This window comes from Amphritea sp. GJ51-11 (assembly GCF_055808735.1).
Genome location: NZ_CM147881.1, coordinates 156,988 through 171,962, shown reverse-complemented (window position 1 = coordinate 171,962; position 14,975 = coordinate 156,988). Strand labels below are relative to the sequence as shown.

At 49.3% G+C, this 14,975-nt stretch carries 11 protein-coding genes; 4 read left to right on the top strand and 7 right to left on the bottom strand.

What is annotated here, in order from left to right; all coding sequences use genetic code 11:
* Positions 1–53 precede the first annotated feature (53 nt).
* The gene (locus tag AC0L4K_RS00735) at positions 54–1,070 is read left to right on the top strand and encodes a TRAP transporter substrate-binding protein (protein ID WP_417227858.1); all 1,017 of its coding nucleotides are present in this window, start codon (positions 54–56) and stop codon (positions 1,068–1,070) included.
* A 91-nt stretch (positions 1,071–1,161) separates the two neighbouring features.
* On the opposite strand, the gene AC0L4K_RS00730 is transcribed toward AC0L4K_RS00735, so the two are convergent.
* Positions 1,162–1,416, bottom strand: a complete 255-nt coding sequence (locus tag AC0L4K_RS00730) for a DUF6552 family protein (protein WP_417227857.1) — start codon at positions 1,414–1,416, stop codon at positions 1,162–1,164.
* 141 nt (positions 1,417–1,557) lie between these two features.
* Between AC0L4K_RS00730 and AC0L4K_RS00725 the strand changes: the two genes are divergently transcribed.
* Positions 1,558–2,418, top strand: a complete 861-nt coding sequence (locus AC0L4K_RS00725; protein ID WP_473267893.1) for a LysR substrate-binding domain-containing protein — start codon at positions 1,558–1,560, stop codon at positions 2,416–2,418.
* A gap of 94 nt (positions 2,419–2,512) precedes the next feature.
* Here the strand turns inward: AC0L4K_RS00725 and AC0L4K_RS00720 are convergent, their stop codons facing one another.
* On the bottom strand, positions 2,513–4,438 hold the full coding sequence (locus tag AC0L4K_RS00720; protein ID WP_473267892.1) for an FAD-dependent monooxygenase: 1,926 nt from the start codon (positions 4,436–4,438) through the stop codon (positions 2,513–2,515).
* Positions 4,439–4,831: 393 nt separating this feature from the next.
* Positions 4,832–5,851 (bottom strand): TRAP transporter substrate-binding protein, encoded by a 1,020-nt coding sequence (locus AC0L4K_RS00715; RefSeq protein ID WP_417227854.1) that lies wholly within the window; start codon positions 5,849–5,851, stop codon positions 4,832–4,834.
* Positions 5,852–6,196: 345 nt separating this feature from the next.
* Between AC0L4K_RS00715 and AC0L4K_RS00710 the strand changes: the two genes are divergently transcribed.
* Positions 6,197–7,120, top strand: coding sequence for a LysR family transcriptional regulator (locus tag AC0L4K_RS00710; protein ID WP_417227853.1), 924 nt, complete (start codon positions 6,197–6,199; stop codon positions 7,118–7,120).
* Between the two features lie 5 nt (positions 7,121–7,125).
* Here AC0L4K_RS00710 and AC0L4K_RS00705 read toward each other — a convergent pair whose 3' ends face one another.
* The 3 genes from AC0L4K_RS00705 to AC0L4K_RS00695 form a co-directional block, all read right to left on the bottom strand.
* Positions 7,126–7,962, bottom strand: coding sequence for a tetrahydrofolate dehydrogenase/cyclohydrolase catalytic domain-containing protein (locus tag AC0L4K_RS00705; RefSeq protein WP_473267891.1), 837 nt, complete (start codon positions 7,960–7,962; stop codon positions 7,126–7,128).
* Between the two features lie 114 nt (positions 7,963–8,076).
* Positions 8,077–8,934, bottom strand: a complete 858-nt coding sequence (gene purU, locus AC0L4K_RS00700) for a formyltetrahydrofolate deformylase (protein WP_473267890.1) — start codon at positions 8,932–8,934, stop codon at positions 8,077–8,079.
* Between the two features lie 388 nt (positions 8,935–9,322).
* A complete protein-coding gene (locus AC0L4K_RS00695; protein WP_417227850.1) occupies positions 9,323–10,234 on the bottom strand; it encodes a LysR substrate-binding domain-containing protein in 912 nt (303 codons plus the stop codon).
* Positions 10,235–10,484: 250 nt separating this feature from the next.
* Between AC0L4K_RS00695 and AC0L4K_RS00690 the strand changes: the two genes are divergently transcribed.
* On the top strand, positions 10,485–12,926 hold the full coding sequence (locus AC0L4K_RS00690) for a GcvT family protein (RefSeq protein WP_473267889.1): 2,442 nt from the start codon (positions 10,485–10,487) through the stop codon (positions 12,924–12,926).
* A gap of 306 nt (positions 12,927–13,232) precedes the next feature.
* Here AC0L4K_RS00690 and AC0L4K_RS00685 read toward each other — a convergent pair whose 3' ends face one another.
* The gene (locus AC0L4K_RS00685; RefSeq protein WP_417227848.1) at positions 13,233–14,963 is read right to left on the bottom strand and encodes a putative bifunctional diguanylate cyclase/phosphodiesterase; all 1,731 of its coding nucleotides are present in this window, start codon (positions 14,961–14,963) and stop codon (positions 13,233–13,235) included.
* Between the last annotated feature and the right edge of the window lie 12 nt (positions 14,964–14,975).

Here is a 14,975-nt window from a genome sequence, read left to right as displayed (position 1 = left end):
TACCGCGACCTTCGCGCTATTCAACAACAATAATAATTTTAGGTATAAATACGATGTTATCGACAATAACTAAGCGTTGCGTCTTCTCATTAACACTTATCACCTCAATGTCTGCGACCGCTGAAACCGTGATGAAGTTTGCCAGTTGGGCACCACCATCTCATGTACAAAACAGCGTCGTTATCCCAACGTGGGGGAAGTGGGTAGAGGAAGCCACAGAGGGCCGTGTCAGGGTAGAGATTGAATATGGACTCGGCCATCCAAAAACGATCTTTGAGCTCGTCGAAGACGGCGTAGCCGATGCCGGATGGAGTTATCATGGCTATGTCCCAGGCCGCTTCAAACTCACCCAAATGGTTGAATTACCGTTACTCGGAGCCAACGCCGAAGCAGCGTCAGTCGCACACTGGCGCATACATAATAAATACTTAGCCCAAGCCAACGAACATGAAGGACTGGAAGTGATTGGGCTGTTTACTCACGGTCCCGGGCAAATACACAGCGCTCACCCAATTAATTCACTCGCTGACTTGCAAGGACAGAAAATCCGCATCGGTGGTGGTATTCAGGGAGAGATCGGTCATCGCCTTGGTATCACCGCGGTGGGCGCCCCGGCAACAAAAGTATATGAAATGATGCAACAGGGGGTCATTGATGGCGTGTTTATGTCGACGGATGTGCAAAAATCATTGCGTTTAAAAGAGGTCGCCCCCTATCTCACCTTACTCCCGGGAGGTATGTACCTAGGAAGCTTTGGTATGTTCATGAATCCCGACTTTCTCGCATCCCTATCCACCGAAGATCAACAAGCAATACTCAGTGTATCGGGTGAAAAACTCTCAGCGATGGCGGGCAGAGCCTGGGATCAAAGTGATACAGATGGATTAAATGCGGCTCAAACCTATGGTGTTAAGATTACCGAAATCACCACCCATGATGCTATCTATCAAGAATTTGAGCAGGTGATTAAGGGGATGGATCAGGCATTTATCGACATGGCAAAGGAGCAAGGTGTGGACGCTAAATCCGCCTTAAATGAACTTCGGCAAATTGCCCGTTCATATGAATAATCATTAACCAGCCTTTGCTAAAAAAGTCCACAGATCGATATATAAAGGTCTGTGGACGCTTTCCCTAGCCTATCTCCTCGGCTAGCCCCTCTTAAAACGACTGTAGCATCCCGACCAACATCGCTCCCAGTGCGATCACATGAATCAACATAATCGCCCTATCATTCCACAGTACACCGACGATAAACCAACCCACTAAGCCCACTAAAAACAGATAGATATTCATAGGCGTGTAACCAAAAGCTGTTGCCGAATAGCCCAGTATCTGTATCACCGAAGCAGCCCATTTAAGCCAAAAAGCGGTTCTGTCTCGATGCCAAAAACGGTTGGTTGCGATCATCTGCATATTGCTATTCCTCATCATATTAAGTGCATCACAGGCGATGTCGATGACTATAAAATCCACAGCGGACATTGACTAATCATATAAGCTGTCATAAGAATGTAGAAAATCTACATCCTCATCAGCAGATGGACATGATCACCGATGCAGATCAATCTAAATACTCTGAGAATATTTGATGCGGCAGCCCGCCACCTAAATTTCAGGCTGGCCGCTGCAGAACTATGCCTAACCCAAGGAGCGGTTGCCCAAAGAATTAGAAAGCTAGAACAGGATATCGGTATTAAATTATTTGCCCGACACGCTCGGGGAGTGACATTCACACCTAAAGGGGAGGCCTATCACCAATCGATCAGACAAGCGCTGAGCCTGATTAACAAGGCGACGGATGAATTGACTGGGCAACGGCAACGGCTCGCCATAAGCGCTCCACCGTCGGTTGTCACTAAATGGCTGATGCCTCGGGTGGCTGCTTTTAGCCAACGCTATCCCGATATCAATGTCTCTATCGCCGCCAGCGAAGATCTTACCAATTTCTCAACGGAGGATGTCGACCTCGCAATCCGCTTAGGCGCTCCGCCTAGCGAACCTAAACTCAACCATCAGCAGCTCTCAGGCATGGTTCTATATGCGGTATGTGCGCCACAACGATTGTCGAGAGAGGAACAGCCTGTCGATCTGGCGGACTTTGCCGATCATCGTCTAATAGAGGACAGTCATCACTCCTGGTCTCGCCTACTCGGTCATACCCCTAGGCAGGTATTAACCTTGAGCCACTCCTATCTTGCCATTGATGCCGCCGTTAACGGCCAGGGAATAGCACTCGTGCACGGGTTCTTATTAGAGGAGGAGTTAGCACTACAAAAACTAACAGTGCTGAGAAAGATCGAAGGTAAAGACCAGGAAGGGTTACATATCGTCTGGCCGGCGTCTGAAGAGAATCACAATAGCTATCGGGGTGTCCTTATCGATTGGCTAAATAATCACGGCACATCACTCACATAACCTATTGAGCCTGCACACCGGACTAATGGTAATAAAAAAAGCAGCTGCTAGATAACGCCAACACCTGCTTTCATCCGTTTTCCCTATCTTTTTATCATTGGGTTGTGGGCAAATAGATCCCGGCAAAGAACGCGGTTAAAGCGTCATAAGCATCCAGCGGCAGTACATGGGCAATGTATTGGTCCGGTCGCACAACAATCATACAGCCCTGCTCACGATCGATACCCCGCATATCATAAATATCACCCAAGCCTTTGTGATCGACACAAAACACTTTTTCATGATCCTGAAGACCCAACTTGCCTTTTGTTGGCCGCAGCAGCGACGGCATCTCTTCATAAGCCAGCTCATCAAAGGTTTGCTGAAACACGGCCCGCAGATCAATCAAACCATCGATATCTTCATCTTCCGCGGTAAATGTCAGCACTGGAGAGCGAAGATCATGTTGCAACCAATCCGCCAGTTGATGAATCGCAGAACCCGGCGATGAACTGTCGTTTTTACCCGCAAAAGCATAGATCCGCCAGCGAGTATCAGCCTCGGCGACATGCCCCAACTGCATCTGTTTTGCATCAGCAAGCCTAACCACCGGGGCTGAATGGAAACGTCGGCCGATCTCCTCGCCGCTCGCCAGCGCCTGATAGGTAGGTGTACCAACCAGCGACGATGGATCATATTTAACCGCCAGCCCGCCAGTGAATTCCAAGTTCGCTTTAAACTGTTGCATAAAGCGGGGTTCATCGCCGTTATCCAATGTGGATTCACCTACTGGGGCCGACATTATGCGGGCCCATTCGTGGTCGGTTTCGACCAGCCGCTTAGCCTCGGTCCAACGTTCAGAGGAATAGCTGTGTAGCAAGTCAGCCGAAGCACGCCCTTGCAACACATGCACCAGCTTCCAGCCCAGATTGAAGGTATCCTGCATCGAGACATTCATACCCTGCCCGGCTTTCGGGCTATGGGTATGGCAGGCATCCCCAGCAGTAAAGACGCGTGGATTGCGGCGACCTGATTCCCCCTCAGGCACATCATCAAAGCGATCAGTCATACGATGACCAATCTCATAGATCGACCACCAAACGACCTCTTTCACATCCAAACTATAGGGCTGCATGATCCGGTTAGCCCCAGCAATCAAATGATCCACGGTGAAGTTACGGTTAGCAACGCGCTCATCGGCATTCAGTTTATCTAGCTCGACATACATCCGAAAAAGATACCCCCCTTCACGGGGAAGGATCAGCACATTCCCTTCATGAGCCGAAGTAACAAGGCATTTTTGTCGAATATCGGGGAAATCCGTATTCGCCAGAATATCCATCACGCCCCACGCCTGATGCGCCGCATCACCATGCAGTTTGCCACCAATCGCCGTACGCACTGCCGAACGCGCGCCATCACAGCCAACCACATAGTTAGCCCGCACGACTTTTCTTTCGCCCGCATTGATACCGGTATTTTCAAGAATCACCGTCACCGGATAATCAGTTGCGGTTGTATCGACCTCGAGATCAACCACAGACCAACTATAGTCGGGTGTCAGCCGTGTTGGTGATTGATTCATATCATCCAGAAACAGTTCATGCACCCGCGCCTGATTAATCAGTATGTGCGGCATCTCTGACGAGTCATCGGTAACATCCTGTACTCGGCCAATACGTTTAATATGGGCGGGGTTTTCAGGATTAGGCATCCAAAAGTTGGTCTGATTCACCCAATAACTTTCACGCTTCACCTTATCGGCGAACCCAAACGCTTGGAACATCTCCATCGTGCGCGTATTAATACCGTCTGCTTTCCCCTTTTCCAGCGGGCCCGGCATAGGATCGACGATCATGGTATCGATCTCAGGAAAATGCGATAGCTGTGCTGCCAGACAAAGACCAGCAGGGCCACAACCGGCAATTAATACATCGACCTTTTCCGGTAGCGGCGCAAACTCGCCACGATCACGGCGGGTGTTGGTCGCATTTTTCTTATCGGGATCGCCACCACGAAATCCATCCACATAATATTGCATCGCATCATCCTTCTTGTTATGTCGTTCTTGAGATAACAGCACTTTAGCTTATTACAGATATAAGGAATAATTGATTTTTAATGCCAGATATAAAGTTTTTGTATGCCTTACCGTTAACCAATGGATAACACAGAGCTCAGCCAAGTGCAGACTTCAATAACGCCAAAGGCTGAATGGAAGGACTTGATGGATGACGCCATGACTACGACTGAATAAGCAGGGAGATGAAAGGTGTCACACTTGGCGAGAGCAATCAAAGAGGGGCAAAGCCCTGCGAGAGATAGAGAATAGATGGATGACTTAAGGTTCAATAGCGCGGTAGCGCTAAGCACATCACCTTAGTCTCAATCGAGGAATCAACTGCGGCCTATATGGATAGGCCGCAGCAGCATGTTATTGGCAGCTTTGCGCCAACTCCTGTGCCCGAGCATAAACTTTATTTGCCGCTAATCCCTTAGCTTCCAGCGCCGCAAGGTACTCTTCTGCCGCCTTATCTAACACGGGCTTCCAAGCCGGATTATTAACGCCATCTTTAACACGATAGATCTCATGTTTTTCAGCTTTAGCCTGTGCCCGACCTCGGACATCGGCCGCATCAAACTCACTCGCCGCAATCTGCGACCAGCTATCGCCGGAGTTATTATCGATCACCTTTTGCAGATCAGCAGGCATACTATTGTAGACATCTTTATTCATGGTCATCAAGAACGACAAGGTATACAAACCACCAATCTCAGTATGGTAAGGCGTCAGGTCATTCATACGGAACGTCAGTTGCCCTTCCCATGGCAGTGCAACACCATCAATAACGCCGCGTTGCACCGACTGATAAGCCTGAGGTGCAGGCATACCCACCGGTTTGGCGCCCAAACCTTCCAACAGCTTTGCGACCACCGCGGTTGGACGACGAATTCTTAAACCTTCAAAATCGGCTGGCTCTTTAATCAGTTTTTCAGTGGTATGAATATGGCCCGGCCCATGGGTAAAGAGGAAAAGCGGCTTGGTATCTTTATACTCATCGCTAATCAGCTGCTCGTCATACAGATGCTGAATAATACAAGAACCATTAGCGGCACTTTTCGCCACTCCCGGCAGTTCGACAATCTGGGTCAGGGGGAAACGGTTTGCGGTGTAGCCTTGCACCGTCAGCGAGACATCGGCGATCCGATTAGTCACCGCATCATACAGTGCCGGAGGTTTAGCCAAAGTCGACGAAGGATACACTTCAACGGCGATACGCCCGTCAGATTCTGCGGTGACCTTATCTGCCCAAGCCTGCGCGACATTTTTGTGTATCGCTGCTACCGGTGGGAAAAAATGAGCTAAACGTAACGTGTAATCCGCCGCCTGCGTGGTTTGCACCATTAAACCAGCGGTGACCGCCAGTACACCCGTTAAAATTGTTTTCTTCATTGCATAGTATCCATTGATGTTATTTTTGTTCTATCTCTAAAACACAACCGTCTTAGAAACCCATTGTCTGCTTTACGCTGATAAAACAACCCGCAAACCCATGGCGACGACGGCGACACTCTTTGCCGACCCAGCAGTAAACCCTCGCGAATTGGATATCCCTCTTTTTAGCATAGCCCTAATTCTAGCCAGAGTAGCGTAAACAACGTTTGCAGCATGTTTTAATCCGTATCAGTCGCTTGCCTGTCGCTGCACAAATTTTCACTTATAGCAAAGACCACTTTAAAGCACTATAAATATAAGGAATAATTACTTTTTAAGATCAGACATAAAGAATATGCATAGATGAACCCTAACTTATTGAAGCAATTAGCCATTATCGTCAAACAGGGTTCTCTCACCAGTGCCTGTGAGCAACTGCACGTCACCCAACCGACCCTGAGTCGCAGCATTCAGCAGTTAGAGATGAAAGTCGGTGCCCCCCTATTAAAGCGCACCCGCTATGGTGTTATCCCTACGGAGATTGGCGCACGGCTCTCACAGATTGGTGAGCGAATTCTGGCTGAAAGTGTGAAAGCAGATGAAGTTATTCGACAGTTTCATAGCGGCTATAAAAGTGAATTTGTGGTCGGTATCGACCCGCTCTGGGAGTTTGCTACGGTCAAACAGATGACCGATTACTTTCTCACCGAGAAACGCTATGCCTTTCATTTCCGTACTGGTTCTGCCGCGGCACAGATAGGTCTGTTACAGGAAGGTGAATTAGATTTTTTAATTGCCCCAGCACATTTATCGGTGACGCAGAAATCACTCGATCGACAGATATTATTCCGCGACCGAGCAGGCATCTTTGCAGGGAAGAAATCCAAGCTGATTGATGCTAAACAACCGATAAGCAAAGCCGATATCGCCCAGCAAAAATGGATCATCGCGGGGGCTAGTGCTGGCTTTCTAGAAAGTCAGGCCGAGGTCACCGGGGTGGACGCCGCACAGATGGCGTTTACCGGCAGTATTCGCTCAGTTATCCATCTACTCAACACCACTAATATGCTGGTCTGGTTACCCGCCCGTTTGGCCTTAATGACCAAGGAGATAAACCCCCAGCAAATGCTTCAGGTAGAGGGAGTGGCCTCATCCCGTCGTGATATCGCACTCTGGTCGTCACTTGAACACAGTGAACGACCCGAAGTACTAAAAGTTAGGCAGATTATCAGCGACTTTATGATCAGCCAGGATCAAACACAGCCGCTGTATGGTTTAGATCTATAACGCCGTTAACGTTGTAGCGCCGCATCCAATGTTTGGCTGATCAGCGCATTGATGGTCATCGGGCCGACACCACCGGGCACCGGTGTCAGTGCGGCAACACGCTCAGCCAAGCCTGTCTTTTCTATATCACCAACGCCACCCGGATGATAGCCAGCATCTACGACAACCGCACCGGCGCTTATCCATTCCGCTTTAATCAATTCCGGCTGGCCAACGGCGCCGACGACAATATCAGCCCGGGCAACCTGTTGTGCAAGATCGACTGTCCGGGAGTGACAAATCGTTACCGTGGCATTCGCATTGAGTAACATTGCCGCCATCGGTTTACCCAAAATAGGGCTGCGTCCGACCACCACCGCATGTTTACCTGCCAAGGGAATATCGTAGTGTCGCAATAGTGTCATGATGCCCGCAGGAGTCGCCGATCCAAAGGCGGCCTCACCCATCGCCATTAAACCAAACCCTCGGGTGGTGACGCCGTCCACATCTTTAGCAATCGCAATGGCATCAAAACAACGTCGTTCATCGATCTGCGCTGGCACCGGGTGTTGCAATAAAATACCACAGATATCGCTATCCCGATTCAACTGATCAATTACCGCTAATAACTCGTCAGTGGTCGTGGCTTGAGGCATATCTACCCGCACAGATCCCATCCCGACACGTTCACAAGCATTCGCTTTCATCTGCACATAGGTCGCCGATGCTGGATCACTGCCGACTAGAATGGTTGCCAATACGGGTTTGATACCGCCATCCGCCCGGAGCTTTTCAACCGCGGTGTGCAGTTGCTGCTCGCGATGCTTTGCGACCGCCTTACCATCCAGAATCAGTGCAGACATTCATTAATCCTCTCTATTATTGTTCGACCTTAGCCATTGAATACCCTATCGGCGGGTCATGTTATCAAACATCGTCCCGGAAACAACAAATACAGATCGAATCAATCCACGTGGTTAATTAAACACTACCGTTTTATTACCATGCACCAGCACTCGGTCTTCTAAATGAGCGCGTAAGCCCCGCGCTAAAACGCTTTTCTCGACATCTTTACCCAGACGCACTAAATCACTCACCTTATCGCTGTGGGATACGCGTACCACGTCTTGATCAATAATCGGCCCTTCATCGAGTTGTTCGGTCACATAATGACAGGTTGCTCCGATCAACTTAACGCCTCGCCGAGACGCCTGATGATAGGGTTTGGCGCCCATAAATGAAGGTAAAAAGCTGTGATGTATATTGATCACCTGATGGCGCAATTTCTCACAGAGCGCTTGCGGCAAAATTTGCATATAGCGGGCCAACACAACACAGTCGGCCTCCTTCGCCTCAACTAATGCCTCAACCTTGGCAAACCCAGTGGCTTTATCCGCTTTATCGATCACCACATGGTGATAAGGAATACCATACCACTCCACCAGCCCACGCATACCCTCATGGTTAGAGATCACCCCGACAATATCACACCGCAAATCACCGCTGCGCCAGCGATCCAGCAGATCTGATAGGCAGTGGCTACCTTTACTCGCCATCAACATCACCCGCTTCGGCTGATCGCTATCCACCAGCCTAAGATTCATGCTTAATTCTTGCTGTAACGGCATCAGGATTTGCTCTAGCTTATCCAGGCCAAAAGGTAGAGTATCCGCCTGTATCTCAAAACGAGAAAAGAACCAGTTGCTATCGACATCAGAGTGATGGGCTGCTTCACTGATCCAACCGCCGTTGGAGGTAATCGCCTCACATACCCGAGTCACGATACCAACCCGATCTGGACAATCTAGTACAATTCTAAACGTTCGACTCGTCATTTTATCGCTCTCCGGCCATCCGCCACCGAGGTGACAACCATTACAGGGGCATAGCTCAGCAGTGCGTCTAATACGTGCCGTGCTATATGAGTAAAAAACACTAGTAAGTTCGATTTACATAGTCATATAGCCGCTTTTTAGTGTCAATGAAGCCAACTCATACATTTTTTGTACAAACCACAAAGAAAATTAACCATTTATCTCAATGCGGCCTATGCGTTCACAAATCGACTTTTCCACGGGTTAAGGCGAAGAGATTTTCAGCTAATGAATAACATCCGATGAATACGGAACATCAACAACCGAGAAACAGAGGAGAGTAAATATTAAACACACCAACAAGTGATGCCTGTGCACAAACGCGCGTTAACCGCCCTAACAGCTGCGATTAACCATGACCCTTAACATCAGCAATCAACCAACTCATAAAGATACTGACCCGCTCATCATTCAGCATATCCTTACGACAAATAATGCCCCACTCACCCGGACTGAGCATCGCATGACTCACCGGCCGAATCAGCCGACCTGATTTAAGATCATCATCCGCAAACGGGCCATTCACCAGCGCGATACCTTCACCGTCGATAGCCATCTCCAAAGCGGTTGCCGTGGTATCAACCACCAGCGCCTGCATCGGCAAGATGCCCTCCAGACCAACCGACATCAGCCAATCAGGCCACTGCCATTTTTCGGTATTCACCGTGATTAACGGATAATCCAACAAGTCAGCCGGTTGCAGTTCGGTGCCCCGTGCACCAATCAGGCTTGGGCTACAGACGGTAAACAAACTAGGCTTGAACAAAGGCGTCCAGTGCAGGTGATCCGGCGGGAGGGTCTGACTATAGATGATGCCGATATCCGCATTCGCCTCATCAAACTGCTGGTTAACAATTTGAGATGACACCCGTAAATCTAAGTCGGGATAGAGCCCTCTAAACCGTGGCAAACGCCGGGATAGCCAACGAATTGATACCGTCACATAGGTTTGCACACTCAGCACCGAGGGTGCGCCGGCTCGACGGATGGTTTCCGCGCCATTGATCAACATCTCAATTACTTCACGAACCACCGGATAGAGTTGTGCCCCCTGAGGCGTCAGCACAACATTTCGCCCATTACGGGTAAAAAGTTCGCAACCTAAATCGTCTTCCAGAGCGCGAATCTGATGGCTAATGGCGGCATGTGTCAGATGTAACTCCTCCGCCGCCTGACGCAAACTCAGCAAGCGGGCCGCCGCCTCAAAGCCTTTCAGCGCCTTTAGCGGAGGTAACTTTCTAATATCAAGCGGCTGCGGCATTAAGGACCTCGGGGGTGTCGTCAGTTGGTCATTTAGAAGGATGTTTAGTGTAAGCATGATCGCACGGGATTGCGCCCCATGAAATAACAAAAAAAACTAACCATTAAGGAAATTTTTATCAATTGTACTGTGCCGGTAGGTATTCCAACATCTAGCTTCTCATAATCAATCATGGCGGTCGGTGTGGCAGACTTAGGCTAGGCCCACACCGAGAAACTGCGCGGTTACCTCTTTAGATAAGGATTCAACGATGGAAGCAAAAAAACCACTACCATCCCGTGCACAGGTCGTTATTATCGGTGGCGGTATTGTTGGCTGCTCAATCGCCTACCACCTCACCAAACGGGGAGTCACCGATGTAGTGGTGCTCGAACGTAAACAGCTTACCTGCGGCACTACCTGGCATGCGGCGGGGCTAGTGAGCATGCTCTGGCAAACACCGGAACTGACTAACCTCGCTAAATACAGCCATGAACTCTATGCCTCACTGGAAGCCGAAACCGGTCAAGCCACTGGCTATAAACGGATCGGTAGTCTGTCGATCGCCCGAACCCCTGAACGCTTAGAAGAGTTACAGCGAACCTCATCGATGGCCAGCGTCTTTGGTGTGGAATCCGAAATGATTGATAATCAGCGCCTCGTTGAGCTGTACCCCGGTATCGATACCGAAGGCGTGCTTGGCAGCCTATATATTGAAAAAGATGGGCAGACTAACCCTGTCGACACCACCATGGCGCTGGCTAAAGGGGCCCGCATGGGCGGCGCTAAGGTGCTCGAAAACGTAAAAGTAGAAGAGATACTGGTTGAAGATGGGCGCGCGGTGGGGGTGCAAACGGAGCAAGGCACGATTAAAGCCGATCAGGTTATTCTTGCCGGAGGTCTCTGGTCCCGTGATATCGCCGCTAAAATAGGCGTCGATCTGCCGCTATACGCCTGTGAGCACTTCTATGTGGTCACCGAAGAGATGGACCAGCTCAGCCGCCGCCCTGTACTGAGGGATTTTGATAAAGGCATCTACTTTAAAGAAGATGCCGGCAAGATGCTGATTGGCTGGTTCGAGCATAATGCTCGAGGCTGTCCTATGACTCGCATCGCCGAAGACTTCTGCTTCGATGAGTTTCCCTGCGATTTTGATCATATCGAAGAATACCTACTCAACAGCATGGAAACTTTCCCGCAACTGGAACAAACCGGTATCCGTACCTTCTTTAACGGCCCAGAAAGCTTCACCCCGGATAATCTACACCTGCTGGGCCCAACGCCGGAAGTGGATAACTTTTTCGTTGCCTGCGGTCTTAACTCCAAGGGCATCGGAGCCGGCGGCGGATTAGGCAAACTAATGGCCGACTGGATTATTGATGGCTATCCATCGGGCGATGTCTGGGAGTGTGACGTGCGTCGACACAATCCGGTTCAACGTGAGCAAGCCTATATTGAAACACGGATTCCCGAAGCTTTAGGCCACACTTATGCGATGCATTGGCCCTTCTACCAATATGAAACAGGGCGCAATAAGCTCCAGTCACCACTGCACCAGACACTGCTGGAACAAGGTGCATGCTTCGGAGAAGTGGGCGGTTTTGAGCGCCCCAACTGGTTTGCCCGGCACGGCGCAAAAGCCGAATACCATTACAGCTATAAACGTCAAGACTGGTTTAAGTTCTATCAAGCGGAACATTTGGCGGTACGGCAGAATGTCGGCGTTTACGATATCTCCTCATTCGGCAAATTTGAAGTTTCTGGCCCAGATGCCGAACAAGCCTTACAGTGGATCTGCGCCGGTAATATTGCGCAACCGGTCGGCTCACTCATCTATACCCAATGGCTTAACCCTCGCGGCGGAATCGAGGCGGATGTGACCGTGTCCAAGCAGGCCGATGATCGTTTCATGATCACCACCGGCATTGGCTCTTTTTATCGCGATTGGTGGCACCTGAAGAAAAACTTAAAAGGCAATGTGCAGTTACGGGATATCAGCGCTAACTATGCTTGCCTATCCGTGCAAGGCCCTAATGCACGTGTCTTGCTGGAACAGATCGCCGAAACTGACCTCGGCGTTGATAGCTTTCTGTTCGGGACTGGCCGTTTTGCCCAGGTCGCCGGCATTGATGTCTGGATACAACGACTCTCCTATGTCGGCGAGCTAGGTTGGGAGATTTTCGTCCCGGCCCTCCAAGCAACGGCCTTTTTCCATGCTCTGCAGCAAGCCGGAGCCGCCTATGAGCTATGTAATGTCGGCCTACACGCCGTTAACAGCCTGCGGCTTGAAAAAGGATTTCGCCATTGGGGCCATGATATCGGCTCTGAAGATAATCTACTGCAAGCAGGCCTGAGCTTCGCCGCCAGCCCCGATAGTGGTGACTTTATCGGCCGTGATGCCTTTCTCAACGCCAAAATGGCCGGTTTACCCGATCGACGTATGGTGCAGTTCCGCTTACAGGATCCAGAACCGCTGCTGTATCACAATGAACCCATCGTTATGAATGGCGACATTGTTGGCTACCTAACCTCTGGGATGTATGGTCATAGTGTTAGTGGGGCTATCGGAATGGGCTACGTGGATGTGCCCTCGTTAAATGCCGAACGCCTTAAAAACGCTCAGTTTGAAATTGAAGTAGCGAAACAACGCTTTAGTGCCGATGCCTCTTTACGGCCCTTTTATGACCCGAGCGGTGCGCGGATGAAATCCTAACAATTCCCAGCCAACACAACCGGAGCAACTGCTCCGGTTTCTGCTATCGAAAACAACGCTTGTCCCCATTAAGACATACCACTCAACATAGCCGGTATTGAACACCCCAAACACTCTAAAAACGAAGGAGATCATTGGCTAATGATACAAGGGAGTACAAGTGTGTAGGAAACCTATAGCCTTGCAGAAACGACACCGAAGAAACAATACCAATTAAGCAAAGCGCCCCGAGGAAATTTGCGACCGTATACATTATCTAAGCGTTAGGCTAGGGCAATACCAGACGCTAAAAAGGTAAGTACGCGACTAACGGTTAAATTGCTCAACGAACGCCCTGAAGTCAGCGACTGAAAGCGCCTTACTAAAATAGAACCCCTGAATAAGATCGCTCTGGGTGCCTTGAAGAAGCTTCATCTGCGCTTCCGTCTCGACCCCTTCGATTGTCACAGTCAAACGTAACGCTTTTGCCAATGCAATGATGGCTAACACGATCTGCACCTCATCTTCGCTCTCAGGAATCCCCGAGATAAAAGATCGATCGACCTTAAGTTCATCCAAAGGAAAGCGTTTCAAATAGCTCAAGGACGAGAAACCGGTACCGAAGTCATCGATCGATAGGCCGACACCCAGCATTTTCAAGCTGGTTAATAATTCCACATTGGCTTCGACATTCTGCAGCGCAAGACTCTCTGTTAACTCCAACATCAATAAAGAGGGAGATAACCCTGATTTAAGCAGGGCCGCTTTCACATGCTGTCGGTAATTTACCTCTTTAAACTGCTGACTCGAGACATTCACGGATACACCGATACTGCCAAGTCCCGAAGACTCCCATTCCTGGGCCTGACGGCAAGCTTCATTAAGCACCCAATCACCGATATCGAGAATTAAGCCGCTTTCTTCCGCCAACGGAATAAACACCACGGGGGAGATCATACCTTTTTCTGGGTGTTGCCAGCGTACCAGCGCCTCGGCACTGGTTACCCGTCGAGTTCGCAGATCAATCTTAGGCTGATAATGTAACAATAATTCGTTATTTTCGAGGGCCTTGTGTAACGCCGTTTCAAGTTCAATTTTCTCTTTCAGCTCTGCGCTATCGGTTTGCGAATAAAAACGCACCGTTTCAACACTCTCGGTTTTCCCTTGGCGCATCGCCGTACTGGCCGTGTTAATAAGCTCATCGCTCAACATGCCATCATCAGGCGCCACCGTGATACCAATACGTGCATTAATAAAAAGCTCATTGCCATTAATATCAAAGGGCTTGGAGATCTCTTTAATAATCTGCCTAGCGATTGATGCGGCATGGTTACGCTCCTTAATCGAAGGAACTAACACACCAAACTCATCACCGGAAAGCCGTGCGGGGTAAATTTCGGTCTCTTGGCTATGAACACCGAATAAGTTGTTCCGGCTGTCCACCACCGACTTAATCCGCTGCGCCACCTGACGTAACAACGAATCACCACACTGTATACCAAAGGATTCATTCACCTGGCCAAAGCGGTCTAAACCGATGCTTAACAAGGCTGTTTTATTCTCATTTAACTGATCAAACTTCAACGCCCAAACCATTTTTTCACTCAGCGACTTCCGATTAGCGAAATCAGTGAGCGCGTCAAAACTCGAAAGTTGATCAACATAAGCTTTCAATGTCAGAGTATTGCGCAACCGAAGTTTCAGCTCACTGGCATCAACCGGTTTCGCTAAGAAATCGGTGGCCCCTAGCTCTAAGGCTTTTAACTTAGAAAAAGAATCCGTAGATGAGGTCAGAATAATAACCGGCAGATAGGTAAATTCTTCATGGGCTCTTATCCGCTCGAGCAGATCAAAACCACTGACGTCGGGCATCACCAGATCAAGAAATAAAATATCCGGCCGTCGATGATTCAACACATCAAATGCTTGTTTTGAGTCATCGATACTAATAAAACGCGAATATCCGGCCTCTTCCAAGTGAGCCTGAACAATTTCCATCATGATGGGCTCGTCATCAACCATCATAATGAGTGCGTTATTATCCTTTAACACATTCATATTAACGTCTCG

What these genes read in the sequence shown, in the direction of transcription:
- AC0L4K_RS00720 (WP_473267892.1), bottom strand. Translation starts at nt 4,438, where the DNA reads ATGCAATATTATGTGGATGGATTTCGTGGTGGCGATCCCGATAAGAAA.
- AC0L4K_RS00735 (WP_417227858.1), top strand. Translation starts at nt 54, where the DNA reads ATGTTATCGACAATAACTAAGCGTTGCGTCTTCTCATTAACACTTATC.
- AC0L4K_RS00715 (WP_417227854.1), bottom strand. Translation starts at nt 5,851, where the DNA reads ATGAAGAAAACAATTTTAACGGGTGTACTGGCGGTCACCGCTGGTTTA.
- purU (WP_473267890.1), bottom strand. Translation starts at nt 8,934, where the DNA reads ATGACGAGTCGAACGTTTAGAATTGTACTAGATTGTCCAGATCGGGTT.
- AC0L4K_RS00690 (WP_473267889.1), top strand. Translation starts at nt 10,485, where the DNA reads ATGGAAGCAAAAAAACCACTACCATCCCGTGCACAGGTCGTTATTATC.
- AC0L4K_RS00710 (WP_417227853.1), top strand. Translation starts at nt 6,197, where the DNA reads ATGAACCCTAACTTATTGAAGCAATTAGCCATTATCGTCAAACAGGGT.
- AC0L4K_RS00685 (WP_417227848.1), bottom strand. Translation starts at nt 14,963, where the DNA reads ATGAATGTGTTAAAGGATAATAACGCACTCATTATGATGGTTGATGAC.
- AC0L4K_RS00695 (WP_417227850.1), bottom strand. Translation starts at nt 10,234, where the DNA reads ATGCCGCAGCCGCTTGATATTAGAAAGTTACCTCCGCTAAAGGCGCTG.
- AC0L4K_RS00730 (WP_417227857.1), bottom strand. Translation starts at nt 1,416, where the DNA reads ATGCAGATGATCGCAACCAACCGTTTTTGGCATCGAGACAGAACCGCT.
- AC0L4K_RS00725 (WP_473267893.1), top strand. Translation starts at nt 1,558, where the DNA reads ATGCAGATCAATCTAAATACTCTGAGAATATTTGATGCGGCAGCCCGC.
- AC0L4K_RS00705 (WP_473267891.1), bottom strand. Translation starts at nt 7,962, where the DNA reads ATGTCTGCACTGATTCTGGATGGTAAGGCGGTCGCAAAGCATCGCGAG.